At 57.6% G+C, this 25,893-nt stretch carries 21 protein-coding genes and 4 pseudogenes; 12 read left to right on the plus strand and 13 right to left on the minus strand.

Going from position 1 to position 25,893, the window contains the following annotated elements; all coding sequences use genetic code 11:
* From YUU_RS50485 to YUU_RS0109140, 3 genes are all read left to right on the plus strand, one after another.
* The coding region (locus tag YUU_RS50485; protein WP_035661843.1) for a prolyl oligopeptidase family serine peptidase at positions 1–347 on the plus strand (347 nt) is incomplete at its 5' end.
* A 381-nt stretch (positions 348–728) separates the two neighbouring features.
* Positions 729–1,052: a hypothetical protein gene (locus YUU_RS0109135; protein ID WP_027522095.1), complete on the plus strand. Its 324-nt coding sequence runs from the start codon at positions 729–731 to the stop codon at positions 1,050–1,052.
* On the plus strand, positions 1,049–4,189 hold the full coding sequence (locus tag YUU_RS0109140; RefSeq protein ID WP_156944184.1) for a hypothetical protein: 3,141 nt from the start codon (positions 1,049–1,051) through the stop codon (positions 4,187–4,189). The genes YUU_RS0109135 and YUU_RS0109140 overlap by 4 nt, the downstream gene beginning before the upstream one ends.
* Before the next feature lie 598 nt (positions 4,190–4,787).
* Here the strand turns inward: YUU_RS0109140 and YUU_RS0109150 are convergent.
* Both YUU_RS0109150 and YUU_RS0109155 read right to left on the minus strand, forming a co-directional pair.
* Positions 4,788–5,177, minus strand: a pseudogene (locus YUU_RS0109150) (helix-turn-helix domain-containing protein); the annotation flags it as partial.
* Between the two features lie 71 nt (positions 5,178–5,248).
* Positions 5,249–6,124, minus strand: coding sequence for a DUF3800 domain-containing protein (locus YUU_RS0109155; protein ID WP_156944185.1), 876 nt, complete (start codon positions 6,122–6,124; stop codon positions 5,249–5,251).
* Between the two features lie 78 nt (positions 6,125–6,202).
* On the opposite strand from YUU_RS0109155, the gene YUU_RS62655 reads away from it, so the two are divergent.
* Positions 6,203–6,409, plus strand: a complete 207-nt coding sequence (locus YUU_RS62655; RefSeq protein WP_198031725.1) for an ABC transporter substrate binding protein — start codon at positions 6,203–6,205, stop codon at positions 6,407–6,409.
* A gap of 728 nt (positions 6,410–7,137) precedes the next feature.
* Here YUU_RS62655 and YUU_RS55010 read toward each other — a convergent pair.
* From YUU_RS55010 to YUU_RS62660, 3 genes and pseudogenes are all read right to left on the minus strand, one after another.
* Entirely contained in the window at positions 7,138–8,409 is a 1,272-nt protein-coding gene (locus tag YUU_RS55010; protein ID WP_156944186.1) for a tail fiber domain-containing protein, read from the minus strand.
* 482 nt (positions 8,410–8,891) lie between these two features.
* A complete protein-coding gene (locus YUU_RS61080; protein WP_256375273.1) occupies positions 8,892–10,022 on the minus strand; it encodes a sulfatase in 1,131 nt (376 codons plus the stop codon).
* 61 nt (positions 10,023–10,083) lie between these two features.
* Positions 10,084–10,344, minus strand: a pseudogene (locus YUU_RS62660) (sulfatase-like hydrolase/transferase); the annotation flags it as partial.
* A gap of 457 nt (positions 10,345–10,801) precedes the next feature.
* On the opposite strand from YUU_RS62660, the gene YUU_RS0109185 reads away from it, so the two are divergent.
* Positions 10,802–11,785: an ABC transporter substrate-binding protein gene (locus tag YUU_RS0109185; protein ID WP_084801390.1), complete on the plus strand. Its 984-nt coding sequence runs from the start codon at positions 10,802–10,804 to the stop codon at positions 11,783–11,785.
* Positions 11,786–11,866: 81 nt separating this feature from the next.
* Here YUU_RS0109185 and YUU_RS0109190 read toward each other — a convergent pair whose 3' ends face one another.
* A complete protein-coding gene (locus YUU_RS0109190; protein WP_027522101.1) occupies positions 11,867–12,328 on the minus strand; it encodes a MaoC/PaaZ C-terminal domain-containing protein in 462 nt (153 codons plus the stop codon).
* A gap of 150 nt (positions 12,329–12,478) precedes the next feature.
* Between YUU_RS0109190 and YUU_RS0109195 the strand changes: the two are divergent.
* The 3 genes and pseudogenes from YUU_RS0109195 to YUU_RS56245 form a co-directional block, all read left to right on the plus strand.
* Positions 12,479–12,880 (plus strand): annotated as a pseudogene (locus tag YUU_RS0109195) (methyl-accepting chemotaxis protein); the annotation flags it as partial.
* Between the two features lie 389 nt (positions 12,881–13,269).
* Positions 13,270–13,557 (plus strand): LysR family transcriptional regulator, encoded by a 288-nt coding sequence (locus YUU_RS62665; RefSeq protein ID WP_210164172.1) that lies wholly within the window; start codon positions 13,270–13,272, stop codon positions 13,555–13,557.
* A 523-nt stretch (positions 13,558–14,080) separates the two neighbouring features.
* Entirely contained in the window at positions 14,081–14,230 is a 150-nt protein-coding gene (locus YUU_RS56245; RefSeq protein WP_198031727.1) for a hypothetical protein, read from the plus strand.
* Positions 14,231–15,021: 791 nt separating this feature from the next.
* Here YUU_RS56245 and YUU_RS58500 read toward each other — a convergent pair.
* From YUU_RS58500 to YUU_RS0109235, 5 genes and pseudogenes are all read right to left on the minus strand, one after another.
* Positions 15,022–15,164 (minus strand): annotated as a pseudogene (locus tag YUU_RS58500) (IS630 family transposase); the annotation flags it as partial.
* 756 nt (positions 15,165–15,920) lie between these two features.
* Positions 15,921–16,376 carry a hypothetical protein gene (locus tag YUU_RS61085; RefSeq protein WP_051389681.1) on the minus strand — a complete coding sequence of 152 codons (456 nt, stop codon included), beginning with the start codon at positions 16,374–16,376 and terminating at the stop codon, positions 15,921–15,923.
* A gap of 139 nt (positions 16,377–16,515) precedes the next feature.
* Positions 16,516–16,695 (minus strand): hypothetical protein, encoded by a 180-nt coding sequence (locus YUU_RS61090; RefSeq protein ID WP_035661853.1) that lies wholly within the window; start codon positions 16,693–16,695, stop codon positions 16,516–16,518.
* Positions 16,696–17,267: 572 nt separating this feature from the next.
* Positions 17,268–17,681, minus strand: coding sequence for a hypothetical protein (locus YUU_RS0109230; RefSeq protein ID WP_027522105.1), 414 nt, complete (start codon positions 17,679–17,681; stop codon positions 17,268–17,270).
* Positions 17,682–17,779: 98 nt separating this feature from the next.
* Positions 17,780–18,061, minus strand: coding sequence for a DNA -binding domain-containing protein (locus YUU_RS0109235; protein ID WP_027522106.1), 282 nt, complete (start codon positions 18,059–18,061; stop codon positions 17,780–17,782).
* Between the two features lie 400 nt (positions 18,062–18,461).
* Between YUU_RS0109235 and YUU_RS55015 the strand changes: the two genes are divergently transcribed.
* The 3 genes from YUU_RS55015 to YUU_RS0109245 all read left to right on the plus strand — a co-directional run bounded on the left by YUU_RS55015 (position 18,462) and on the right by YUU_RS0109245 (position 21,103).
* A complete protein-coding gene (locus tag YUU_RS55015; protein ID WP_051389682.1) occupies positions 18,462–18,692 on the plus strand; it encodes a hypothetical protein in 231 nt (76 codons plus the stop codon).
* Entirely contained in the window at positions 18,643–20,364 is a 1,722-nt protein-coding gene (locus tag YUU_RS50515) for a chromosome partitioning protein ParB (protein WP_156944187.1), read from the plus strand. The genes YUU_RS55015 and YUU_RS50515 overlap by 50 nt, the downstream gene beginning before the upstream one ends.
* A 139-nt stretch (positions 20,365–20,503) precedes the next feature.
* Positions 20,504–21,103: a DUF6088 family protein gene (locus YUU_RS0109245; protein ID WP_027522107.1), complete on the plus strand. Its 600-nt coding sequence runs from the start codon at positions 20,504–20,506 to the stop codon at positions 21,101–21,103.
* 438 nt (positions 21,104–21,541) lie between these two features.
* On the opposite strand, the gene YUU_RS0109250 is transcribed toward YUU_RS0109245, so the two are convergent.
* Positions 21,542–22,660 carry a DUF4407 domain-containing protein gene (locus YUU_RS0109250; RefSeq protein WP_027522108.1) on the minus strand — a complete coding sequence of 373 codons (1,119 nt, stop codon included), beginning with the start codon at positions 22,658–22,660 and terminating at the stop codon, positions 21,542–21,544.
* A gap of 1,200 nt (positions 22,661–23,860) precedes the next feature.
* Between YUU_RS0109250 and YUU_RS0109265 the strand changes: the two genes are divergently transcribed.
* Positions 23,861–25,123: an ATP-binding protein gene (locus YUU_RS0109265; RefSeq protein ID WP_027522110.1), complete on the plus strand. Its 1,263-nt coding sequence runs from the start codon at positions 23,861–23,863 to the stop codon at positions 25,121–25,123.
* Between the two features lie 121 nt (positions 25,124–25,244).
* Here YUU_RS0109265 and mobC read toward each other — a convergent pair whose 3' ends face one another.
* Positions 25,245–25,580 carry a plasmid mobilization relaxosome protein MobC gene (gene mobC, locus YUU_RS56255; RefSeq protein ID WP_198031728.1) on the minus strand — a complete coding sequence of 112 codons (336 nt, stop codon included), beginning with the start codon at positions 25,578–25,580 and terminating at the stop codon, positions 25,245–25,247.
* Between the last annotated feature and the right edge of the window lie 313 nt (positions 25,581–25,893).

Here is a 25,893-nt window from a genome sequence, read left to right on the forward strand (position 1 = left end):
GGCTCTGGGCTCGGGAATACGGCGATCCGGAAGATTCCAAGATGTTCCCGATCCTGCGCAGCTATTCGCCCTACCATAACATCCAGCCAGGCCGCCGATACCCGGCCATACTGATCGGGACGGCAGAAACTGACGATCGCGTCGCGCCCATGCACAGCTTGAAGTTCGCCGCGCGCCTGCAAGCGTTGGCCGCCACCGATAAGCCGGTGTTGCTCGAGGTGCAGATGAAGGCCGGGCATGGGGCGGGGACAAGGCGATCCTCGGTCGCGAATGAGGCTGCGGATCGGCTCGCCTTTTCGCTCAAGAACCTTTACATGCACCTCCCACCAGGCTTCGGTCGTCCTTAGAGTCTGACTAGTGTGCTAATCGAGAGTCTGATTCGTCATCACGGTGCACTGCCACGCCAAACCCGCGGTTTTATTGAACAGAACGACATCCGATTGACGCCGGATTCCGCCGTGGCATGCTGGTCCTGAGGGCAGAGAAAGCCTGTCTTCGGGGTGTGAGAACCTCTCGGTTAGCGTAACGGTGTCACGTCACGATGCCGCCTTTCGACCCTATGGGCCGGGAGGCGGCGGCGGAGTCTATGCTTAGCATGGGCTCTGGATGTCGAAGCCTCGCGGCCAAAGGCGGTCGCAGTCGTCTAACCGCGACTTCTCAACTCCCGTGCTCGCCAGTGGAAGGTCCCCTTCCTGGTGTCTTTCCGAGCTTTCCGGAAGGGAGTTCTTGTGAAGCGTCTTGTGTGCGTCCTCTTGCTTGTGCTGGCTACCATCGCGAAGAGCGCGGCGGCGGCCGATCAGCCGAAGACCGTTTCACCGAAGAACGACCCACTTGGGGGCATGATCTTCTCCGGCGCCAACCATTGCTGCGTCGGTATCGGCACCGCAAATCCCGCGGCGCATCTGGACGTCTATCAGGGCGAGCTCAAGGTTGGTTCATCCGGCGTCGGATGCGCGGACAAGAACGCAGGCTCGATCCGCTACGCCGACAAGCACTTGCAACTTTGCGACGGAACGAGCTGGCGAAATGTCAGCCTCGATAAGGTTGAATGAAATCTGGTCGCTCAAATAGTCTTATCGGCGTGCTGGCGCTGATCGCTCTGCTCAATCCGGCGCAAAGTCCGGCCCAGCTCGCGACGCCGCCCGGCTTCGCGGTAGGCACCTCAGGTCAGTCGTGCAGCGGTTCGAGCATTCAGTATGGCTGGCCGGACGCCAACGGGCAGATACTGAAATGTTCATCCAATGTCTGGAGCGTTGTCACGCAAACCGCTGGTGCGGGCGGGGCGAACGGCCAAGTGCAGTTCAACAGTTCGAATGCGCTGGCGGGCAACAGCAATCTGTTTTGGGACAATACAAACAACAGGCTGGGCATCGGAACGGCGGCACCGGGCAGCTTGTTGTCCGTAGGAGCAACGAACGCAGTTTCTATCGACAATAGCGGTAATGTCACAATCGCAACGTCCACGGCAGCGACATCGGGAACGCAACAAGTCTCATCGCCAAACCTGGTGCTTTCGTCAAACTATTGGACGGGTTCGTCTTCCGCCGCCAACAATCTGACAATGTCTTGGACCGCCCCCTATGTCGGCAGTATTGGGCCTGTGTTGACATTTTCTCCGTCTGTAAATCTTGGTTCCGGAAATGAAGTGAGGTTTGGCTTTGGAAACACCTTATTGGAGTCGTGGAATATCAACGACAATGAAGGTGCAGCTTTCGGCGAAACGTACAACACGGCCTATTTTGGCCTCAAGAATGTCACCGGTGCAACAAGCGGCGTCATTCCTAATGGTTCGGCCTATGGCTTCCTGGCTTTGAATAGAACCGGCGTTGTGGGCACCGTTCAGCATTCCATGGTCAACACCGCGCCATCGTATCGAAACGTGCTCGACGACGGATCAGCATCAGCAAAAGTCGGCCTCGGCACGACGGCGCCACTGAACAAGCTCGATGTCTCGGGTGGCGAGGTTGTCGGCGCGGGCTATATCGGCACCACCACCGCCCCCTCCAATGGCCTAATTGTGCAGGGGAGCGTCGGGATTGGCACGCAGACAGCGCTGAATGCGCTGGATGTTAACGGCGGCAATATAAGCGTGAATAACGGGGGAATGTATTTCGGCTACGCCAATAGTGGTTCTTATCCGCTTCGTATCGTGGCTCCAAGTTCGGCCTCGGCAAGACTGCAGATCGGCGGCCCGGGCGGCAGCATTCTTTTTGCCAGTAACACTGCATCTACGACTGGGGTTTATGCAAACTCCGGCGCTTTGTCATTGTATAACGGACCTCTTGCTGTCGGCACAACAACAGCTTTGAATATGCTCGACGTCTCTGGCGGTTCGGTCATTGGCGCGGGCTATATCGGCACCACCACCGCGCCCACCAACGGCCTTGTCGTGCAGGGGAATGTGGGGATCGGGACATCTTCGCCAGACATGCTCCTCACTGTCCGAAATGCGGTGAACAATTCCAACTTCGTCCCGGTTCAGGATCTGATCGTAGCGGACACGTCCGGGGCGGGATACGTCGACAAATTCTCCTTTCTCGTTGGCGCAACTGCGGCGCGCGGCGGGGCCATTGAGTTTGGCGAAACCGGTGGCAGCTTTCCAGCCATAGCTGAACAGATGCGTGCTGGCTTGAATGTCTTGGATTTCGCACAGGCCGGTGGGTACCCGATTACATTCAGCACCAACAACTGCAACACGACTTCTTACGGTTATATAAGTTGCTCTGAGAGAATGCGTATTGATGGCTCCGGTAACGTCGGCATCGGGACGACGACGGCGCTGAACAAGCTCGATGTCTCGGGCGGCGAGGTTGTCGGCGCGGGCTTTATCGGGACCACTACGGCCCCTACGAATGGCTTAGCCGTGCAGGGAAACATCGCTGTAGGTACGTCAGCGGCGGCAGCTGCCCTGACCATTGCCTCAGCTCCGGCAATGGCCTTGAGCGTCGTGAACAGCGCCGCAACTTCGCTAGGCGGTATTACCAACAATGCGGTTTTTCGTGCTCAATCAGGCGGCGCAGGCAGCCAGGGCTACGTGTTCACCAGCGACCTGAATTCTGGCATCGGCAATCCGGCAACCGGCAATGTTATTGTTGTCGCCTCCAGCGCCGAGCAAATGCGCGTCAATTCAACTGGCGTCGGCATCGGCACAACAAGCCCGATGAGCAAGTTGCAGGTGAATGCCGGTGAAGTACAGATCGGGTCCTCGGGCGCAAGCTGTACCGCTAACACGGCGGGTGCATTGCGTTACAACAGTGGCTCATTCCTCGTCTGTAATGGCGCAAGCTGGAGCGCGCCGTCTTATGCTGCGGGCGGTTCAGATGGACAGGTTCAGTACAACAGCTCCAATGCTCTCGCCGGCAGCAGTAGTTTCACCTGGGATTATACCAACAACAGGCTCGGCATCGGCACCAACGTTCCGCTCGCCTCACTCGATCTCAGCCGCAAAACTGACGCAGCACTTCTTCCTGTCGGCACGACAGGACAACAACCAACCTGCAACAGCAACACGACAGGAGGCATACGCTACAATTCCTCGACCGGCTATCCGGAATTCTGTTCGGGGTCAGCGTGGATCCCTTTTAAGGCAACCGGCGCTCCGCCGGGCTCGGGGTACTTCATCATGGACGCGGCAGCCAGCACTTATCTCGGAAATCTCGGCAGTTACAGTGCGGCAGGCGGCAATACGGGCCTTGCGGCAGGCAACGCAATTTGCCTGCATGATTTGACGACCTTTACCAACTGGTGGGGATACGCAACCGCCAATGCCGCCGGTATTCTGGCACCATCGCACGTGTTCGCGTTTTTGTGCGACGGCACCTCGTGTAACACCTTGTCAGCAAACACGACCTACTACGTCGGAAGCAATGGAGACAGCACCGTTGGCGGAGCATCCTTTACGACAGACTCTAGTGGCAATGGTCCTAACAGCAGCATGACCTTTTCTCTTGGTTCAGGCTGGGGATACGTAAATCCGGCCAAATTGATTTATTGGACCGGCCGAGGAACGGGCTCAACCAATACTTGGCCGGCAACCAGTGGTTCATCGACATGTAGCGGCTGGACAGATTCCACAAACGGAAACCCTGGCGTCATCGGCGCTATAAACGGATCCAGCACAGCACGTTGGTCAAACGGCGGTGGTAACTGCGGACAAGGCTATTACCTTGTTTGCTACGTCAATCCGTAGTCGTTTTGTCCGAGAATAAAGAGCAATCCGCGCCGCGAACCAATCCGGCGAATCCGCAGCGGTCAGGATCACCTGCGCAGGCGTCCCGCCTGACCCAACGCTAGTGTCGCAACGAAGTGCCGCAACTGCGAACTTCCAACAATGTCACTAAAACAGATGTGCGGCGTCCATGCGCGTCGTTGCAATAAGTTGATCAATCCTCCTGGACTGCGCCTCCAGTCGCTTTCGAGTTGTCTCGCTTTCGGTCCGGCCAATGAGAAGCCGAATGCATGCGTTTGCGCGTTCAAGGAAGACAATGACGTCACGCAGATCGTTCGCCGTACGAATTCCTTCACTGTGGATCTTCGAAAGCAAGGATGCTGCAAGGCTGATGACTTCGGAAGCTTCCGAATGCGACCGGTCTTGTTCGGACCTGCCTGGGTCGGGTTGAGGAAAGTTCAGGATCGTAGCCATCTAGTCAATAAATCTGAATAGTGTTTAGTCCCGGCATTTGCTGGAGCGGATTAAGTTTGAATCGTTCTCGCTGCGAAGTCCAGCATTTGCAGATGTATTCGTAAGGGGTGAGCCCCTTCAGGGTTTTCAGCCGCCGAGCATAGTTGTAAGCCTTGAACTTTTTCTTCGAAGGCTTGCTGCCCTCGACCTCCGGCAATCGGCTGATGCCGTGTCGCTGGAGGCAACGATGCAGGGATGATCGCGTCAGATGCGGGATGGTCGGCTGGAGCGCATAGAGGCAATCGTCGAGCGGCAGTAGCGTATGCTGCCGGAAAGCGACGATGATCGCCTCCTCCTCGATGGAAAGCACGCTCGATTTGGCTGCCTTGGGACCTGTCGGGAGATCGGCGACGGCCTCGCGCTCCTTCCACTTGGCGACAGTCTTCTGGTTGATCCCGTAGCGCTTGGCGAGCGCTCTCAGGCTCTCTTGACCATTTTGTATTGCTCGACGGACCGCCTCAGTCGTGGTGGCGCAGCCGTGTAAAACTTGTCCCATAGCGCATCCTTCGAATCGTACGATAAGAATGCACCATCAAAGCCCGGGACTAAACACCTAGTAAGCGCCCGTCAAAGTGAGCGACCGGTTTTTTTATCGATTATTCTTCGGTCGCCATGCTGCTCTCTGATTTTGAGGCAGAAGAACTCAAGTAACTGTTCCTCAGTAAGCCAAACATAAAGCGAGTAGTTATTCCGAATCGGAAAAAGTTTCTCGATCCTATCGTGCTCACCTGCTTCGCAGCCTTCTCTCACCCACCACGCCCAAAAATCAGCCGCCTGCAAAGGCAAAAATTTCGAGTCATCTTCAAACCTGGGCGTAGAACCGAATCTTTTCCTAATCTCAGGCTTCATGCTTTCGATCCAGCCATCCCAATTATCTAAGACCCTTCTCTTCTTGCTCGTATTGTCGAAGATAAAGTCAACAGGTTCTTGGGATGGCACCACGCTATGGATCACATCTCTGGTTTCATGGAGTGTTCTCAACAGCCCTTGAAATAAAAGGTCGAAATAGTCTCCCTCATATTTGAACGATATGCCGTCATCGATCAGGATTTTGTTCTGTGCGCTGACGCAGTCTTGATGCTTGATGAAGCAGGACAGTGAAACAGACACATGTTTTGCAATGATTTTGTAGAATGCCCGCACCCGCTCCATTCGTTCGGGATTGGCCGCCATTTGGCTCATTTTGAAATTGAAATTGCCATCCTTGTCCATAGACGAGTACGGGAGCATCTCTTCCCATTCCCGACTAAAATTCGCCCATGCTTCAGCGCTCGCAACATGTCCAGAAAACACGGAACACGAGTCGGACACGCTGTCGTCTATGTAGGCTTGAAAAACCATCGGGAATCTCGCCGCTGATTTGCTCGGGCGCAAACCACTGACCTGAGACCAAACACGATCTGCGGCTGGCGAAACGCCCCAACGATGGGTCAAGATGCTCATCTTAGCCATTCGCGCGGGTACGTAAAGTATAACGTTCCCCAACGCTCTAGCTTACCGAGAGTTTGTCGATATCGGAGGATGGATGGCTTATGGCATCGACAGAAACTACATGTTCCGTCAGTCGCGCACTACATCGATATGATCTTTAAGGGAGCCAAGCCCGGCGACATACCGATCTATCAAATGGACAAGCATATTTTGGTCATCAATCTTAAAGCGGTCCAGACGCAGGGCATCGCGATCCCCGCCTCTCTCGTTCTCCGGGCTGACGAATTGATCGAGTAGGACCGAGCTTCTGCGTGGGGCCGCAAGTGGCTCTTCGCGTCATTTAGCTGTGCTGCAGAATTTTGGTCGCTATGGAGGCATAGCGGACTCTGGCGAGCCGTGCGCTGGCAGATCTATGGGTTCACGGCCTAGATAAACAATAGACTCAAGTAAAAATGACCATGACAAACTGGTCATTGCTTCTTAGACCTCGTTTGGATTGCAATCCGGGACGGGGTCGGACAGAAGGGCGGCTTCCGTCATTGGGCCGACGTTTGCGATTGGAATGAAAAAACACGCGGCAGTGATGGGCTACTCCACGAAATGCTTAGCTATTCAATAAGTGAGGCTGACTTCAGGTGCTGAGCCGCGCGAGCAACGCCTTTGTCAGTACGCCTGCTTTGTAAAGCGAGGATATCAGAAGACGGTGATCAACGTTGATGGCCAAGACCTATTCCCAGTGTCAGGGCCTTCTGCCGAAGCGCTCCCACAGACCTTTTCATCTGTCTCGAGATCCTCGCGACCGGCGTCCTGGTCCTCGAATGCTGCTTCAGCAGCTTTATATCAGCCGCAGTGTAGGCTTTCTTGCGAGGTGGGGTTTTCTTTTTCGCGTTGGCCACATTGTTCTCCTTGAACGGGCGGCCTACATAGCGAGCTCTGCTCGCACAGTCAAACCGCTACGCCGCCAGATCCGGCAGCGTCGTACTCGGCTTAGATTCGCGCACGGCCAGCTCGAAATCCGGTCGTCCCTATTGCGAATGGAGTTTGGTTTTGAGTTCGGCGATTTCGCGATGATCGTCGTCCAGGAGCCTGCGAAGCTCTTTGTCTTCCGCGCGCAGATTGTCGTTGTCGGTCTTGAGCTCGCGGATCGCTTCGATCACGGGGCCGACCAGGCTGTCATATTCAACAGCCATGTCGCCTTCGGGGGTTTTGCTAACGATATTCGGGAAGGTCTCGCTCACATTCTGCGCCGTAACACCCATGTCGTGCTTGCCGTTGGACTTCCAATCGAATTCGATACCCTGCAAAGCAAGAAGCTTGTTCAGTGCATCTTGGATAGGGTGGATGTTCGTTTTCAAACGGGCATCCGAGGTATGATAAAAGGCAGATCCATAAACGGGCCCGGCCGAATAGACACCATAGCTGCTTCCGCCAACCCATATGCCGTAGGGCGAGGCCGGGCTGCCGCCATTGTAGTTGAACATGGCTGCCCATATCGAACTCGTCGGCTCGACATCCATTCTGCTGTACGCATAGGGTGTCGCAACACCGATCCCGAGACTGCCGCTTTGTGTGAGCACCATGACGTCGCTTGCACCCGCGGTCCAAAAATGCAAATCCTGACTGTTTGAGGGTCTGTAGATGACGATATCCTGTCCGTTGGTGTCATCATTGAACGCTAGCGAACTTTGGTTTCCAAATGGCGCTCGAATACGCAGGTAAGTATGAGGGCCAGCCGGATTATAAACGGTCAGCGTGTCAGAGCTTTGAAGCAGGCTGGTTGTCCCGATTAGCACGTTGCCGGCTGGTGATATGACGAAGCCATAATGCCAGAGCGATCCATCCCAATATGCATTGCCGTAGTAATTCTGCATTCCAGGGACGTCCGTGTACGCATTGCCTCTTGCAAAAGTCGACCAGCCCCGGTTACCCGACGAGGCGCCTAGCCACGTGCCGTTGTCCTTGGTGACGAAGTCTATGCTGGCTTGCTGCTCCCCTTGCGTGCCTGGCGTTACGACATTGATATTGCTGTCTGTGTTCCAGGGATCATAAATTTCGAGCGTAGCAAACGGAGATTGCGTTCCGATCCCGACATAACCGTTCGTCCCGATCGTCATATAGACATTGTTGTTGGTGCCCATATAAAGCGGCGTCGTCGCATCAGGCGTATTGATGCCGGTCTGGACGGCCATGGCGGGGCCATTGACGAGAGCCATGGTGATGACGCCGCCGCTGAGCAACAATCGGCGAGCGACCGCGGCAAAGCATGAACTGAAGCGCAACGATGTGATGTGCCGCACGATTGGATCCCCCGCTGAATAAATGCTGATTTTCCTAAAATCTGCCAGCGGATGCCTAACGATTCATTAATTCGGAAAAAAGGCACGTAAAACGGGAAGTTAGGCGCTTTCGCAGAACGCGAAACCGGGCTCTACGCGCTGCGCTTGCCGAGTCTCACGCTTCGTCCCATCCGGGTCACGATCCCTTCTGTAATCCGAAGTCAGACGTCCAGCTTCTTATTGTCGGTTCGCCGACCACCGGTCACGCGACGAATTGCAGACTCTTCGCTGGCATGGCTGCCCCATGCGCCCGCTAAGGGTAGGAGGGTTGCGGCGTCCAAGCGCACCAGCAGCCCTTAGAAAGTCGACATGTTCGCCGCGAAGGACTTAAGGCGGCTGAACTCAGGGCGGCCAAACCGATCGACTTCGGCTTGTCGCGGGGAGAAAATCGATCGCCACCTGCTGCGCTTAGAAGGGCCGGCGTTCATTCGAAAGTGTGGGCTTCAATCGAGTGCTGGATCCGGGTCGAGTGTCACTGGTTTTGCGCCCGGTCGATCGACCCATTGTTTGCCAATATTGTTATAGGTGAAGCTCGTGGCGGTTTCTGGCAGCATGGTCGCATTCCACTTGTTCCATTCGGCGACGAGACGATCGTAGATATCCTTGTGCCGCTCCTTCAGATTGGCGCGCTCCATCGGATCGTCGGCAACGTTGAACAGAAATGTATTGTCGAGAATCTTTAGATATTTCCAGTCCCCGATGCGCGCGGCACGCTGCCAGAGCGCCTTGTAGCGCCAAAACAACCGCCGCTCCACCGGACGCGCGCCCTCCGAAAGCTGTGGCAACAGATTCATCCCGTCCGATGGATAGGCCGGATCTAGTGCTGCCCCGGCTGCGGCAAGCAGCGTCGGAAGCCAGTCCATATTCGCGGTCACCTGCTGGCTAACGAGGCCCGCGGGAATGCGCGCGGGCCAGGAGACGAGCGCAGGAACGCGCAGGCCGCCCTCCAAAAGCTCCGTCTTTCGCCCGCTGAAGGGCCAAGTGTCGGAAAAGCGTTCGCCGCCGTTGTCGCTGGTGAAAATCACGATCGTGTTGCTGGTGAGGCCGTGGTCGTCCAGCGCTTTCAAGACGCGCCCGACCTGATCGTCGAGTGCAAGTATCATTCGCCGATACGTCTCGCTCGAACCGCCGTCAAGGTGGAACAGATTGCGTCCTCCGAGGCGCTCGGCCTCGGCTTGGTCCTCCGGACCTTCCCAAGGCCAATGGGGTGCGCTGAAATGAAGACTAAGGAGAAACCGCTGGTCCGCGCGTGCATAATCTTCAATGACCTTCACTGCCCGATCGCCAAGAAGGGTAGTCATATAGCCGGTTTGAGATACTGGTTGGTCTTCGTCCCAAAGGTCCGGCTTGCCCTCCGTGTCGACGTGGAGGAAGTAGTCAACCGCGCCGCTTCTATAGCCGTAAAAATGGTCATACCCGCTCCTCAAAGGACTAAATTCAGGCAGGTTGCCGAGGCGCCATTTGCCGACCAGCGTCGTGCCGTAACCGACTTTCTTTAGAAGCGACGGCAAAGTCGGATGCTCTGGCGGCACGCCAATGCCCGGTTTTGTGACTATTGTAAGCGGCTCTTCCATTCTCTTCCATTCCGACCCGCAATCTGGCTTGGTACCGGCCTGTTATGATAGCAACGCGCGATGCTGTGCAGACCGGCGAGTTGGCGTACGCTTGGGAAAAACGCGCACCCTGCATGGCAATGCGATCGATGTTCGGCGTCATGAAGTCGCGTCGACCGTTGCATGAAATATCCGCGTAACCCATGTCGTCGGCAATGATGAAAACGATGTTTGGCTTCTGCGGCTCGGGCTGAGCGAGAGAAGCGGAGGAGCCCAACGCCAAGGTAACGCCGCCGGACGCAGCGTTCCGAAGAATTGTTCGTCGCGTGTATATTGGCGTCATAGCTTGCCTCCCTTCTTTGGACTTTCGGCGCGGCTGAAATCATGATCGACGCCCTGAGCCCGTTTTTGAGGATCTTGACCATGTCTGGCTCGCAGACTTGGCCGATCATGTTCTTGGGGAGACTAGAGCCAAGGGATCTCACGTTCGAACAACCGACGCTCTTCAAAATGAATTTATCATTGCAAGACTGCAAAAGCACCCTGGCTTGAGCTTCCGCGCTGCAGTGCACGACTCCGTTGTTGGCCCTTCGCTACATATTGCACCACCATTGGTCGCTAACGGGGCATAGCGGAAATCGACAGGCCGACATCTATTGCAGAGTTCGACGCCCATGCCCCAAAGCTGCCTCAGACGCCCTTTGGTTCTCCGCGTCTGCCCCAGCTCTTTAGTAGCCTCTCGCAAAGCCGAAAAAGTGCTAGTCTCCCGCTATCATAGGCGTGGTCCTTGAGGGGGACACATGCGACGGCGCGATCTTCTTGCAGGGTTGTTGGCTACCACGACGGTGACCGCGCTGCGGGCTGCCGAGTCAAATAGGGTCTATCGGCTCGCATTCGTGTCCTCGGTCGCCGATCTAAGCGAAACCGGTATTTACAAACCGCTCTTTGCCGAGTTGCGTCGACTTGGTTACGTCGAAGGACAGAACTTTGTTGCTGGCCGCTTCTCGGCAAAGGGAGATGCCTCGCGCTACGATACGATCATCCGCGACGCCGTCAGCTCGTCCCCAGATGTCATTCTCATTACAGGGACTATGGAGATGGTCCTTCGTGTCAAAGCGCTGGTTCACTCCATTCCAGCCGTTGCGACGATGGCCGATCCGGTTGCATTTGGGGTCCTCAACAACCTTGCTCGTCCGGAAGGAAACATAACCGGAATCAGTGTGGATGCCGGGATCAAAATCTGGGGCAAGCGGGTCGAGATACTTCTCGAGGCTATTCCGACAGCTCATCGGGTGGGGTATCTTTCCACGGAAGGAGCCTGGAACGGCGGTTACGCTGACGTGGTGCGCGCGGCAGCTCGCAGCTTTTCAGTTAGTGTCGTGGGGCAGCCGATGCGGGCGTTAGAAGAAACCGAGTATCTACGCGCTTTTGATCTTCTCCAACGTGAACAGGCTGATGGTCTGCTCGTCGGTGAAATTGGGAATCACTTGGACCACCGACTTCTAATTGTACACCTCGCAGAAAGGGCTCGCCTCCCAACGCTCTATGCTTACCGGGAGTTTGTCGATATCGGAGGATTGATGGCTTATGGCATCGACAGAAACTACATGTTCCGTCAAGTCGCGCACTACACCGATATGATCTTTAAGGGAGCCAAGCCCGGCGACATACCGATCTATCAAATGGACAAGCACATTTTGGTCATCAATCTTAAAGCGGCCCAGACGCAGGGCATCGCGATCCCCGCCTCTCTCGTTCTCCGGGCTGACGAATTGATCGAGTAGGACGGAGCTTCTGCGTGGGTCCGCAAGTGGGCCCTGAGCGGACGTCGCGTCCAAAACCGATTGACCGCACTTGTTTGAATTCTACGTCGATGCTTTCGCATCCGGCCGCCTCGCGACGAAAACAGTGCCGAAGCATTGCAACACCGTCTCGTGTCTTTGGTTGCGCAGGTAGATTTGACTGCGAAGGATTCCCGTATCCGGTCTCGACTTCGACTCGCGCTTCTCTGAGACGATCGCCTCAAGCTCGAGTTCATCGCCCGGGCGTACTGCGTTTGGCAGCCTCAGCTCATCATAGCCAAGTCCAGCAAGTGAACGGATCGGAGGCTGATATTTGTTTGTTAGAAAGATGAAGATCGCGAACGTGTGGGCGGCAGATGCCGATAGTCCTCCAAAGACGGAACGCGCGGCAGCTTCCTCATCGATATGGAAAGGCCGGGGGTCGTACTGCTTGGCGAACTGAATAATTTCGGCCTTGGAAACAAGATAGGGACCAGCCTTGCGGCTGTCGCCGACTTCAAAATCTTCAAAATATCCGCTAGTCATCTGGTCGATCCTCCACGCACGGGTTGAGAAGGGGACGGCACGAAATGGGCTGATTTTGGACCACTATAGCCCAGTGCTGGTCCAGAATCAGCACGTCCCCTTCTGGCCCTTCGCGTCATTTAGCTGCGCTGTAGAATTTTGGTCGCTATCGAGCGGCTCACTGAGGCCGCGCAGGCGATGAGCGGTATTGTCGAGATGATCAACAACATCACCGCGCAGATCAACCTGCTCGCGCTCAACGCCACGATCGAGTCCGCGCGCGCGGGCGAAGCAGGCCGGGGCTTTGCGGTGGTCGCCTCCGAGGTCAAGAGCCTCGCCAACCAGGCCAAGCAGGCGACCGACAAAATCGCCGCTGAGATTGGTAGCCTCAACGGTATCTCGGGAGACGTTGTCGGTGCGCTGAATTCGATCAAGCAGGCCATCAACAATGTCAGTGAGTATGTGACGTCGACTGCCGCTGCCATCGAGGAGCAGAGCACAGTGACGAACGAGATGTCGACCAGCATGCAGCGCGCCGCTGCGGAGGCGGCAGCGATGACCAGCCGGGCTTGATCGTGAAGGATCGCCAGACCGGCAACATCATCCCCTTCATTCAGCGAAAGCTGCCAAACGGGTCACGATCCCATCGTGCAAGTGCTGATGTGCGTCTCGCCGGAGGCACTCGCTGGAGGGGCTCGCCTTCGGCGAACGCTATTACTGCCCATCCAGTCGGGTGCCTTTTTGAACCGGTCTCGTCGCTGCACTCGTCCCGCGTGCCGGCTTCGCCGTCGCTATGCTCACGCGGCCCGTGCCATTTCAGGTGGGCGATGCGCTGCGCGCACGCTGATTGAGTATCGCTGATGACTTTCCGGACTATACAATTATGAATTGTGTTTATGCTATAAGATGACCACAATGGAGTCGATTGGGGGCGCTACCATATGACATCTATCCTGAGGGAGATGGCTGATGAGGCCATTCTGACTGTCATTCGAGAATGTCGAATTGAAGTGGAGGTTTTGAGGCAGGTTGTTCAGAACGGTAGTTTCGCATCTGCGGTAAGCAGTCTGGATTTAACTGCATCAGAAGTCGAAGAATTGATCGCGAGGCTCGAACGTCTGCTCAATGCTCGAATTCTCTTGCATGACGACGGTCGATTGGCTCTAACTGAGTTGGGATACGCACTATATTGCGAGGCCTTACGAAACCGGGCACTGAGCAGGCGCGACGAGGAAGAAGCTCAAACTTAGTGCCTCCCCACTGAGTCATCGGAAGCAGTTGGTTCACTTCGGTAACCGCGCGTCCGGCCCTGCTGCACTGATGCTCGCTTGGACCGATGAGCATTGGCTAGTTCGAAGCTGGCCAGCCATCACGCAACAGAAGCCTGTAGCCGTACTCGGTCGTCCACTTGGCGCGTTCAAGGTGACTTTCATAGGCTCTCCGCGCGCGAGTCGGTTCGCGCTCGGGATCGATGTGCAGCACACGCCGCATCAATTCACGTTTGGTCTGCTGCTGCTCTGCAAGATCTGACGATAGCCATGCCCGCTCATCCACTGGGCGCGCACCAGATGGCTGTCATAGGCCTGCTTTGCACGTTCAGGCTCACGATCCGGATCGATGCGCAGGACTAACGCTGTTCGCCTGCGCATTTGCGTCGAATTTCCGACTACGCTTTCTCGCCCTCGTCGAATTCGACGCTCGCGAGGCCGACGAGGCGGAGCCATGTGATGATGAAGTCGAGGACGTTGCCGATGTGGCAGAAGAAACGGCGGCATGAAACTCACGACGCTTGCCGAGCCACAGCTGGAATTCGGCACCGATACACACATTTGTCCCCGCACCGGGATCGAGCACTTGGGCGTCTACGACCAGCGGGACAAGTTGCGTCGGACTGAACTGCGGATCGGGGTGGTTGGTCGCTGAGAGGGCATAGACCTGCTCGACGAGTGGCTCGAGAAGTATCGGAATGGGATCGAGCGCAAGCAAGGAGTCCAAGCTTCCACCCAACCTGATGGGGATGGAGGTCAGTGAACCGCACGCTAGGGCTGCTGCCGTCGCGAGGCGGGGTCTGAACGAAGCGTGGATCAAAGGTGCGAGCCGATGAACAAAAACCGGATATGAGCCGCAAGCGTCGGACGAGCGGGCGCCATGAAGGATGCGAAGCGTAGATATTGCCCGAGGCGAATTGGTTGGCGATGAGATTGAGAATACGCCGTCGAGAAACACGCGGCTCCCCTTCTTGAGAACTGAACGTAGTCCCAGTTGGTCCAACTGTGAGATCTTCTGACCTCGTCAGCTTCTCGCAAGCTTGCCCTGCCAAGGTGCGAGCCTAGAACTTTGGATTGCGAGGCAGTTGAGTGAGCGCCTTACGAAATGAACAGTCACTCAAAGGTCGACGTAACCCAAAAGTTCGGCATCCTTCTGACCGATAGGTTGGACTCGGGCTCCTCAAACGATCTCCACCCTCACATCGGAGTATAGTGCTATGCAGCTCAACACCTCTTCGTCATCCGCCAGTGCGGCTCCAGCTCTGTTCGTGCTTGCTCCGGGAACCACGGCCGTGGGTCCTTCCGTGCAGCCGCCCGGCCAGCAAGGCGCCCCCTTCGAGGCCATGTTGTCCAGTCGCGCGCGGGAAGCCAAATCCGAGTTGCCGTTATCTCGTTACGAGGGAGAAAGCGCGTGAGCGTTAGCCTCCCTATTACCCAGAATCAGGCCTAAGCGATACGGCCGCCTTTGAAACGGCGTTGACGGACCTTTTTCTTGGTCCAGACGAAGGGCTCGGCTTGTCGTTGTACGCGCTGACGTAGGCATCTATGTGTTCGTGAAGCTGCTTGAGGCTTGTGAAGGAGGTGCCGCTATCGCTGCAGCATTGGGGGCGAAGAACCTCCGTCGAAGCTCCTCCAGACCAACCGGTTCAACATGAGTACGATCTCCTCAAAGACGCTTCTGCGCAATCGGCCGACGTATTCCGTGGCCAATGCTGATGATCGTCGCGCCCGCTCTCGTTTACCCTTTGTCACGGTCATCGCATCGGCGCTCACCCTGTTCAGTCCCGTTCTTGCTGCCCCTAAGACCAAATTCTGCGCTTCATTAGACGAGACGACAGCATCCTCATCTTTAGACTGCGTCCGGTGGTATTTCGCCTGCCACATGGGAGCGCCGTCTCCGAACCCAGAGCCCCCGTACGACCAATTGCCGTACCCCGAGCGCGCAAGGCTGCGCGCCACCGCTACATTTCTGGTCGCCGAGACCACATGCAAACACTTCAGCTACGCCGAAGCCTGGTCTGCCCTGCAAGCTCACATGCAAGATCCGCCGGAGCCGTCACGCTGACCTCAGCCGTATCCGCAGGGGCAGCAAACCGCAACCGAAGGATAGCATCGACGTCAGGTTTCGCGTCTAGTCCTCAAAACCGCATCACGTGATGCTTCGAATGCAACACCAATTGTGTGAACCGAGAAAATAATTCTACCGAGTGACCCGATAAGGGTGGAACGGTCCTGTCAGCCCGCCGGCGTCGTGTGGTCTCAATCAAGCGCGAAGAGTCCCAATGCCGCACGCCCCTCACGCAGCGTTGCATCCGTTGTCTCGCGCGCACGCTCGGTACCCGCTTTCACAAGGCCCAGCACGTGACCAGGATCCTGCGCCAGAAAACGCGCCGGCGTTCCCGTATCGGCGTCAGTAGCGCTTGCGGCACGTCGTTCAGACGTTTTTTCACGAGGCTGTCGCCCAGACCACCCCGCCTGTAGCGATCCTTGAGAGCGGCGACCGCTCCCTGCTCGTCATCGAACGCATCGAGATAGCTGAAAACGGCATTGCCTTCCACACGGCCGGGGTCGGACGCGCGCACATGGTTGGGGTCGGTGAACATCTGAGAGATCGCAGCGCTGATCTCGTCGGGCGTTGCCGCGAGGGGGGTCGCGTTGCCCTGCGACTTGCTCATCTTGGCCTTGCCATTAACGCCCGGAAGGCGGCCCATGCGTGGGATCAGCGCCTGCGCCTCGGGTAGTACCTCGCGATCAGCCAGGCGATTGATGCGCCGGACAACTTCATTGGTCTGCTCGATCAAGGGCGCCTGATCTTCGCCGACCGGTACGGCGCTCTCTCGCTGGATGGCTGGGACAGCCGCATAACCTACTTCCCGGTGCGTCAGCCGGACGCGAGCCTGCCGGACTACATGCGGTGAACTGAGGAATGGGCTAGAGCCCCTAATAGTGCAGGCCGCGGCGACCCATTGCACGGCGGATATTATTGAGCGTCGTAAGTACGGCGTATCTCTCGCAGGTGCCGGCCTCGAATTCCGCCAGAGCGTGCCGCAGGTTGCCATCGAGATTGCAGAGCTCGTCACGCGTCAGGTGCATCAGTTCGCCTATCGTCCAGAGCAGCATCGTGTCCTCCGTCGCTGGACCGCGCCAATCGCGGCCTTCTGACGAAGGCCCTTGCGACGGAGGAGGCGGGCGCACCCTTGGGCGGAAGCGAAGCGGACGAGCGCTATGCGCTTGCGCCCATCAGCCGAGACCGGTGCGAAAAGGCCGGAGAAAGGACGCGTGGCATGCGTCAGGATGGTGGAAATGATGATGTTCTGGATGGTGCGCGTCCGCTACGCGGAGCGAGCTCTACAAGCTGCGCTTGCCGAGTCTGCGCCTCGGCCCATGCGGGTCACGATCCCATCGCGCAAGATCTGATGAGCGCCTCGCCGGGGGCACTCGGAAAAAGGGGCTCGCCTGCGGCGACCGCTATCACTGCCCCGTTCCCGGGTGCCGCTATTGAACCGGTCTCGTCGCTGCACTCGTTCCGCGTGCCGGCTTCGCCGTCGCTATGCTCACGCGGCCCGGGTGCCATTTCACGGGGGCGATGCGCTTCGCGCACGCCAACGGCACTGCGTGCCGGATCAATTCGGGTACGCCCCGCGAAAAATATGACGGTAGTCGTGCTCGGTCATCCAAAGCGCCAGCGCGATTCAAGGCGCATGGCCTGGGTCATCTGCCGCGTCTTGGACGTCCTCGCGCCTAAGGAACCACTTTCCGTTTTTGCGCTCGACAAGGCCGAGATTCGACTTCATTAGGGAGAGCGTGGTGCTGACCGCATTGCTAAGCTGGGAATCGGTCTTGACGAAAAAGCGGCTATCCGTCGATTTGAGCCAATCCCTAATATCCCTCGCCGACCTTCCGTTCGGAAACTTGGTTAGTTGCTGCAAAATAAGTTTTGCCAGTTTCGGTGGACGGGAAGCTCTCCGTCGCCGCTCTGCTGCCCTGAAAATCCGCACTGCGTCGCTAATGGCCGCCGCGTAACCCTTTTCGTACGCTTCGTCGAGTAAGGTTTTTGCCGCACGTTCGCGGTGGTTAGACAATGGATTTGTTGAATGTGCTTTCATTGAGGTTAGTTTTCCACAATCCTCGGCAGCATTCAAGAATCGTGTTCGGCGCTTCGAGCTCGGCCAATTCATCAGCCGCAACAGCAGCGTTACTCAATTCAACAGCGAGCCACGCCACGCAAAAGTTGCCTGAAACCATTCTCCATCATCCACTTCGCTCGCGCCAAGTGGCTGTCGAAAGCCCGCTGCGCTCGTACTGTTTCGCGCTCGGGATCCATATGCAGCACGAGCTGCGCCACTTCGCGCCAATCGGCCCCTTCCGCGTTCGCATCCAACAAACGCAGATACGTGATCGCATGTTCGCGATCGTAAGGGGTGAGGGCGACCGGATCGGCCGGCGCCGCGTCCGCGACATCAGGATCGGAAGGGATATTTCGCATTTTATTGGGCCTCAAGCGTGGCAGTTGGCCCGCCATTCTGCGCGAATGCCACGCTCCGCATAGTGTCGTTTTCAGCACCACGTGGTGCGCCACCCCGACCACCGACCCGGCCGTCGTAGAAAATCCTGCTCCTGGGACGCGCTGCGCGCGGCATTTCTTTCATTGGCATTTTTCGCCGCTGCTGCGGCAGTCGCTTAGGGGCGCGGCCCCTCGGCGCGGCGCAAGGGCAGGCCCTTCGGGTTTTGGCTCCCTCCACACGCTACGCGTGCGGCCCCTCCCAAAAAACTTGCTGCGCAAGTTCCTTCGGCCCTTGCGCCTTGCACACCGCGCTACTCGCCGCGAGGCAGGGGTTATGGCGGCTTTTTGCCGCGCACAACCCCAGCCACGAAGGAAAACAGCCATGAGCAACCGAAAGACCGTTCCCGCCGAAGCCCGCAACATCGTAATGGTGCCGCTCGGCAAATTGAAGAAGTCGCCGAAGAATGTGCGGAAAGTCCCACATACCGAAAGCGAGATCGCTTCACTTGCCGCCAGCATCGCCACCGTCGGCATGCTGCAATTTCCGGTGATCGAGCCCGAGCTTGGCCCCCAAGAACAAACCGACCGGCAATTTTCTGGTCAATGCCGGTGAGGGCCGACGCCTTGCGCAGTTGCTGCGGGCCAAGCGCAAGGAAATCGCGAAGGACGAGCCGATCCCTTGCGTCGTCGATACCGAACACAACGCGGCCGAGATCAGCCTTGCCGAAAACACCATCCGCAGCAACATGCATCCGGCCGACGAGTTCGAAGCGTTCGCCGAACTGAACCAGAAGGAAGGCATGAGCGCCGAGGATATCGCGGGTCGCTACGGCGTCACCGCAGCCGTGGTCAAGCAGCGGTTGAAGTTGGGAGCCGTCAGTCCGTCCCTGCTCGCTCTCTACCGCGAAGGGGCGATGAACCTCGATCAACTGACCGCCTTCACTATCACCGACGACCATGCCAGGCAGGAACAGGTCTGGGCCGAACTCGGCCGGGACAAGAGCCGTCAGGCCATCCTGCGCGAACTGACCGACGGGCAGGTCGCGGCGAACGACCGGCGCGTCAACTTCATCGGTCTTGAAGCTTATGAGGCAGCGGGTGGCACCGTCATCCGCGATCTGTTCGATGAGGAGGATGGTGGTTATCTGACCGATGCGCCCCTGCTCACCCGCCTTGTGCGCGAGAAGCTTCCGCGCGTCGCCGAAACCGTCACGGCCGAAGGTTGGAAATGGGTGCAGGTTGATGTCGAGTATGATTATCAGCGCACGGCCAGCATGGCGACCATCGATACCGTGCCAAGGCCGCTTAGCGACGAGGAACAGCAGCAGCTCACCGCCTTGCAGGAAGAGCTTGAGCAGATCAGCGTTGAGGCCGAAGAAAACGGTGAAGGCGAAGACACCTACGCCGAGATCGAGCGGCTGGAGACCGAGATCGCCAAGCTCTCCGAAGAAACCTTCCTTCCCGAGGACATCGCCCGCGCCGGTGCGTTCGTTGCGCTGGGCACCAACGGCGAGGCTCGAATCGAACGTGGCTATCTGCGGCCGGAAGACGTCCAGCACAAGGAAGGTGAGGGCGGCGCGGAAGGCAAGACTGCCTCTCCCGCCGTCAAGCAGGCGGAAGGTCTATCGGCGGCCTTGGTCGCCGAACTGAGCGCGCATCGCACGGCCGCCCTGCAAAATGATCTCGCGCAGGCTCCCGACCTCGCACTGATCGCGGTCACCCATGCGCTGGCGGCCAAGGCATTCTATCACTTTGGTGACCTATCGTGCCTCGGGGTGTCGTTGAATGCGACCTCGCTTTCAGGGGCAGCTTCGGGAATCGAGGAGACCGTCGCGGGTCAAGCTATCGCCGAGCGCCACGCCGCATGGGAAGCACGGATGCCCGAGGAGCGGGAAGCCCTCTGGGCGTTCGTCTCTTCCCTCGCCATGGACGACCTGCTGGCCCTGCTCGCCCATTGCGCGTCGCTGTCGCTCGATGCGGTGCAGCGGCCCGGTTCGCATTCGCGTGGGGCCGCGCTAACCCATGCGGATACGCTGGCAAAGGCCATGCCGCATGACATGACGCGCTACTGGCAGCCGACCGTCGCCAATTATCTCGGCCGCGTCAGCAAGGAGCGCATCCTTGAAGCCGTTCGCGAGGGAAGGGGGGAGGACGAGGCCCGGCACATCGCCGGTCTCAAGAAGCAGGCGATGGCCGAGCTTGCCGAGCAGAGTCTGAGCGGCGAGAACTGGCTGCCGCCCCTGCTTCGCATCTCCGTAGAGGAAGCAGCGCAAATCGAGGCATGATTGCCGAGCAGAGAGCCGCACTTCTCGCGGCTCTCTACCTTTTTGGTGGCGACCTATAAGCAATTGTAAAAACGTAGGAAAATCCAATATTCTGGATTTCTGTCAGAAATAGTATTATGTTTCTGACAGGAGATTATCCATGCAGACAATTGCCGAACGCGTCATCGAGCACGCTCATTCACTACCCGAAGGTACCCTCATCAGCGCCAAGGAACTGCTGCACCTTGGAAGCCGGGCAGCCATCGATCAGGCCCTTAAGCGGCTCGAAGATCACAAGGAGCTGATGCGTCTCGGCCGCGGCCTTTATGTGCTGCCCATCAAGACGCGGTTCGGCACGCGGGCACCCGCGCCGGAAAAGGTGGTTGAGCGCCTTGCCGCAAGCCGTGCGGAAACCATCGTTCCGCACGGAGCGGCTGCCGCTAACCGCCTCGGTCTTACAACCCAGGTGCCGACAAAACTGGTCTATTTGACCTCGGGCCGCAATCGCCAATTCAAGCTCGGGGCGCAAACCGTCGAGCTTCACCATGCGCCACAATGGATGCTGCTGCCGACCCAACCTGCGGCTGGGCAGGCTGTGCGGGCTCTCGCATGGCTCGGACAAAAACGTGCGGCCGAAGCCCTGACGATGCTCAAGCAGAAATTACCCGAAAGCACCTTGCAGGAGCTGGTCGCCCTGCGACCCGCTCTGCCCGGCTGGATGTCGAGATCGATCAGCCAGAAGCTGGTGGCCAATGGCTGATCAGCAGCACGAATCCTACCTGGCGCTCTCGCGCGAGGATCGGCTCGGCGTTGCGGCTCAAACTGATCCTGCCCGCAACACGGGGCTCGTTGCCGTCGAGCGTCGCACTACCAAACATTCTCGTGCATCACGGCTAGCGGTTTGCAAGAACCCACCTACAATGCCGGTACGCTGTTTTATCTTGAATGTTGGAGCGTCTAATGTGGGAGCCTCTCACAGCTACCGGCGAGCCGTTGCGTGGGCCGTCTGCGCATGAACGCGTCGAACGCGAGCGCGCCGCCGCCTGGAGCCACTACGGTAATGGCGGGGGTGGCGCGATTGACTATTTTGACGGGTATCGATGGTTTGAGATGGTCTGCCGCCGCATAGGAAAAAAGGCGACGTCCGACGTGCGGGTCGGCTCCGGGCCGGCGTTTTCGGGAAGGGGCTCATGGAGGCTCATTGCACAGCTCCTGCCGTATGATCGAAGCCATTCTTACGGGGACGGCCGGGGCCGCGGCGCGCGGGCGCAGGTTGAGGCGACGGCGTAGGCGCCTCTGGCGGCGCCGGCTCGCCATCGGCCGCCGCATCCGCCTCGGCGAGGCGAGCTTGCTGCACCATGGCCCGCAGATGGCGGCGCGCTTCGGCCATGCTGTAGGTCGAAGGTACCGCTATGTGCTTGAGGACGACGATTGCGGCATCGCACCCGAATATAAAGCCGTCGATCATAAGGGTCGGAACCGCAGTCCACCAATCGGAGTGGATCAGCGAGAATAGCAATTTGATGCGTGTGACCAACGAGTCGTCGCGCGGCACGAAATCCGGCGAGGCCTGAATGGCCATCTCAACATTTGAGGCACGGCTGGCATCGAGAGTTTCTAGAACGCGACGCTTCTCATCGAGGGCCGCCCGGGCCTGCGTCAGCCGGCTCTCATTTGCCGCGAGTTTGGAGGTTGTGGCATCCGAGGCCTTGCGATTGGTCTGCTTGAGCAGCCGATCAACCTCCGGCGACAGAGTGTTCATGACCGCCAGAGCCTGGTCGTACTCCTTCAGCGCCCGCGCATGCTTGCCATCCTCATCTTTCATAGCCTTTTGGGCCGCGCTGGCGTTCTGGACATAGTGCTGCTTGGTCTCCAAGACGCCGATTGCCTGATCGTTGAGGAAGAGGCCGATGAAGTTGGCGAGCACCAGCGCCAGAAGCCCCATCAGGAAGACCCTGATCGACTTACAGGCGCGTGAAACGGAATCCGAGCCGAGCGGTACGTTGACGCCGAACCCGCCGTGGAGGAGCTGCCGCATTCCATCCGGAAACACCGCTGCCCGGATGAAGGCGTAATGGTCGATCAGGCCGATATAGATAGCGAGCAGGATCGCCAGCAGCGTGATCGCGAGGCTCGGACTGCTTCGCAGCAGATTGTGCCCGATAAAGGTCAGTACGATCGCCAGAAGGACAACGTAGAGCAGGAACAGTAGCCCTCGTGCGATCGCCGTGTTGCGCTCGCCTGGCGAGCACTCTGCGATCTGCTTGTCGTCGTCATACGCTGAAACCCGATATGGCAGGTTGAGAAGTGCTTTCACTGATGCCGACTCCGTCCAGGAGCGGCGGGGCTGGTGTACCCGCAGGGAAGAGGACAGTTTTCGGTCCTCCTCGCCTTGGGGCACCAGGTTCGTAACGTCTGTCATGCTGAGTTTCTCTTCTGTTGGAAAAAGGGCGTGACGAGCCGTTCGGCGTCGCAGGAGCGGCGTCGGGCGGCGGCGGGCTAAAGGTCTGCTAGTGGAGGGCGCTGACCGTTCGAGAAAGCTGTCGCGTCGGACGGGACAAGGTCAGCAGGGCAAGTAGGTACAAGCGGTACAAGCTTTGCGCGGTGTGGCAAATTGTCGTAGAAATTACAGTCGCTTAGAAAGTTATGGGAAGCGAGGTTTCGGCAATATTGACCTAAGACGCACGAGCTTTTCGAGGGCTTTGGTCTGCTCGGTCAAATCTTCAGGGGAGGAGAATTTAGTCGATGTCACTTCGCCCCTGATGTTGCGCCAGATCTCGTGCGGCCCCTCCGAAGGGTCTCGGTACGGTTGACCGGCAAAAGCATATGATTCACGAGAACCCCCGTCGCGGAACAAGGTCGTCTCTTGCGGACCCTGCGCGGGGTCGCGATGGCGCTGACCGTGAAAAAAGTAGTTCTCCTGCAGACAACGACCCGTGGCCCGATCCCACTTAATTAATGCCGGGCCATCGAGGCGGTGGTAGTGGCCGTTCCAATAGTAGGTCGCAGTTATTTCATTCCCCAAAGCTTCGATGTACGCGGGGCCCTGGAGAGGATCACGATGCAGAACGTCTTCGCATGTCCACTGCTCAGCGTAATGGCGACCGTCATTTGGAAATGTGTAAGGGCATTTCTCCATATCCGAAATTGTGCGTGTAAGACATTAAAATACAACTAAAGAGCGTGTTAGCCGTAAAAAGCTATTCAGGCCAGAGGCTTGGTATGGTTAAAATCATCAGCAGGCAGGATGGCAGGGCGGCGATGCGCAGAGTAAAGGTCAAGAAAAGCAGTCAGGACAGTGACTTAATTAAGCGCGAAATCCGAACCCTGAGCATTCAGATTTGGGAGCAACTGGGCCCTGACGCCGCCGCTGGATTGGACCCTGGGCCGGCTGGCTAGTTTTAAGCTCGGACTGCGGAAGCTTCCAGGAGTTGGTGTTCCACGGTGGTTCGAGATCTCGGGTGAGGGCAAGCACCAGAATCCGCCAAACAAGACCGAATGGGCCAACTGGCTTGGCATGTCTGATGACCGCTATTTGGAGGAGCGTTCAGAGATATCAGCCTTTATTCAACCCGAGCATTGCGCGCGGCTCGAATATTGCCTGCAGCAACTCGACATCTTGCCCAAGGCCACGAGAACAGAGGTCGAGCACTTCGAACCGTTACAAAATCGGCTTGAAAAGTTGCGGGAGTTCAGCGCGGCACTCGCAAATAAAATCCAAGCTCACGATCCTGACGATCCGCAAGAGATCGAAGCCGAGTTGGTCGCGCAGGATCCTCCGTCAGTTCCTGTGCCGGATCCAGAGCCATCACAGTCTGAGGCGACCCCCGCCGATCCAGACGTCGATCTCCCGCTGACCGATCCGCGCATTGCTATCCCGAAAGAGAAAGGCGTCTTTCCAGCAAGCTTTTGGGCGCGCGCCGAATTCGACACGTTTCAAGGCCGCAAGGACGAGCTCGGCAAGCTGAGGCGCTTCATCGATTGGTGCAACGAGGGCGGCCAGCCTAAACCGTTAGCATGGACGCTCATCACCGCTCGACACGGCGCAGGAAAAACACGTCTCGTTCTGCAATTTTTTCAGGAGCTGGAAGCGAGAGGATTTAGATACGGCTTTCTCGATCCGGCCAATCTGACATCGATCGCGCGTTGGCAGCCAACGCGACCCACTCTCATCGTCGTTGAACATCGGCCAAGTCTAACTGAAGCCACGACCGAATTTCTCCGCGCATTGTCTGCGAAAGCTGAGCGAGCTCCGTTCGCCCACGTCGTACGGTTTATCGTGCTTGGTGATGAGAATGTATCATTGAAGCAGTTCAAGCCTACCGATGGCGGCGAGGTCGCCGCAGCCCCATACTACGATTTCGCTCCCGATGACCGTTCGTCCTGTTCCCTAGGGCCTCTCTCGGACGACGCGCTCCTCGATATAGCTTTAGGCAGGCTTGGCGCTTTCACAGTCGACCCACGCCGTCTACTCCGCGCCATCTATCGGACCACCTTCAATAGAAAGACACCTCAGAAACTCTATCCGACGCCTCTGCTGGCGGCAGCGATGGGCCAGGCCATCGCAGAATTAGCCGAGAGCGGCGGTAAGGTAGACGAGATTGTCGATCGCATAAACGAAGATGAAGTCATCTCGTGGTTTCTCCGTAGCGACCGATCAGGTGCATTTATTGTCGTAAAATCACACTTCACCAGCGGGCTGCGATGGAAGGAAATCGACGAAGCGGAAGTGACACGTTACGAAAACCTGCTGGTTCTCGCCACCATCGTTCGAGGTTAGTCGTTGGCAAGATTATGAGTATGCGTCCAGGCGACGCGTTCGTCCGTTTGCGCTTTTGGATCATGCGTCAAATAGTCGGAAAGCCCCTTGAATGACGAGCCGCTGCCGGAACTCTTCGGAATCATCGCGAATTCCCTCGCGCAATTATTCTTCGAATATCGATGAGCAAGGGTTCGAGATCGGCAGGCAGCGGATCGCCGGTTGCGTGCAGATGGCGCACCATCTGATTGAGATTGTTGCCGAGGCGCGAGAGGTGACTAAGAACCTGTCGTCGCGCGTCTGCATCATGATCTCTCGGAATAACGATGCGACCATCCGACAGCAGAACAGCGCGCCCAAAGTGTACCGGGCGCATTCCAAGCGCTTGCGCCCGCTTTTCAATGCTGGCCAGTTCTCCCGCCGTAAAATACAGCTTGAGTTGTTTATTGCGCGGATCGGGGACACGGGGTCTGACCATTTTTACTTTCCTTGCAGAGCGCATGCGTCCTGGGTTTTTAGGGGCCATACACACCGGCCCCTAAACGAGGTTTCGCGGCCCGCGAAACACAACTCGCTACCTTTTCCGCCAATTTATTCTTTTGACCTTTTCACCTCCATCGGAAGCATTTGTAATTCTCAAACATTCCTAAATCCGTTGGTCGAGAAATCTCGATCATTGACTTGATGTGTTGGGATTACCCGGTCGCGACATTCACTAGCGCAGACTATCAGCTCGAATCCTCGCAACGGATCGCTTTGGAGTGCGTGACGCCAAACGGCGCGCGATTAGC

Origin of the sequence: Bradyrhizobium sp. Ec3.3, from assembly GCF_000472925.1 — a bacterium.
In the GTDB taxonomy this organism is placed as follows: domain Bacteria; phylum Pseudomonadota; class Alphaproteobacteria; order Rhizobiales; family Xanthobacteraceae; genus Bradyrhizobium.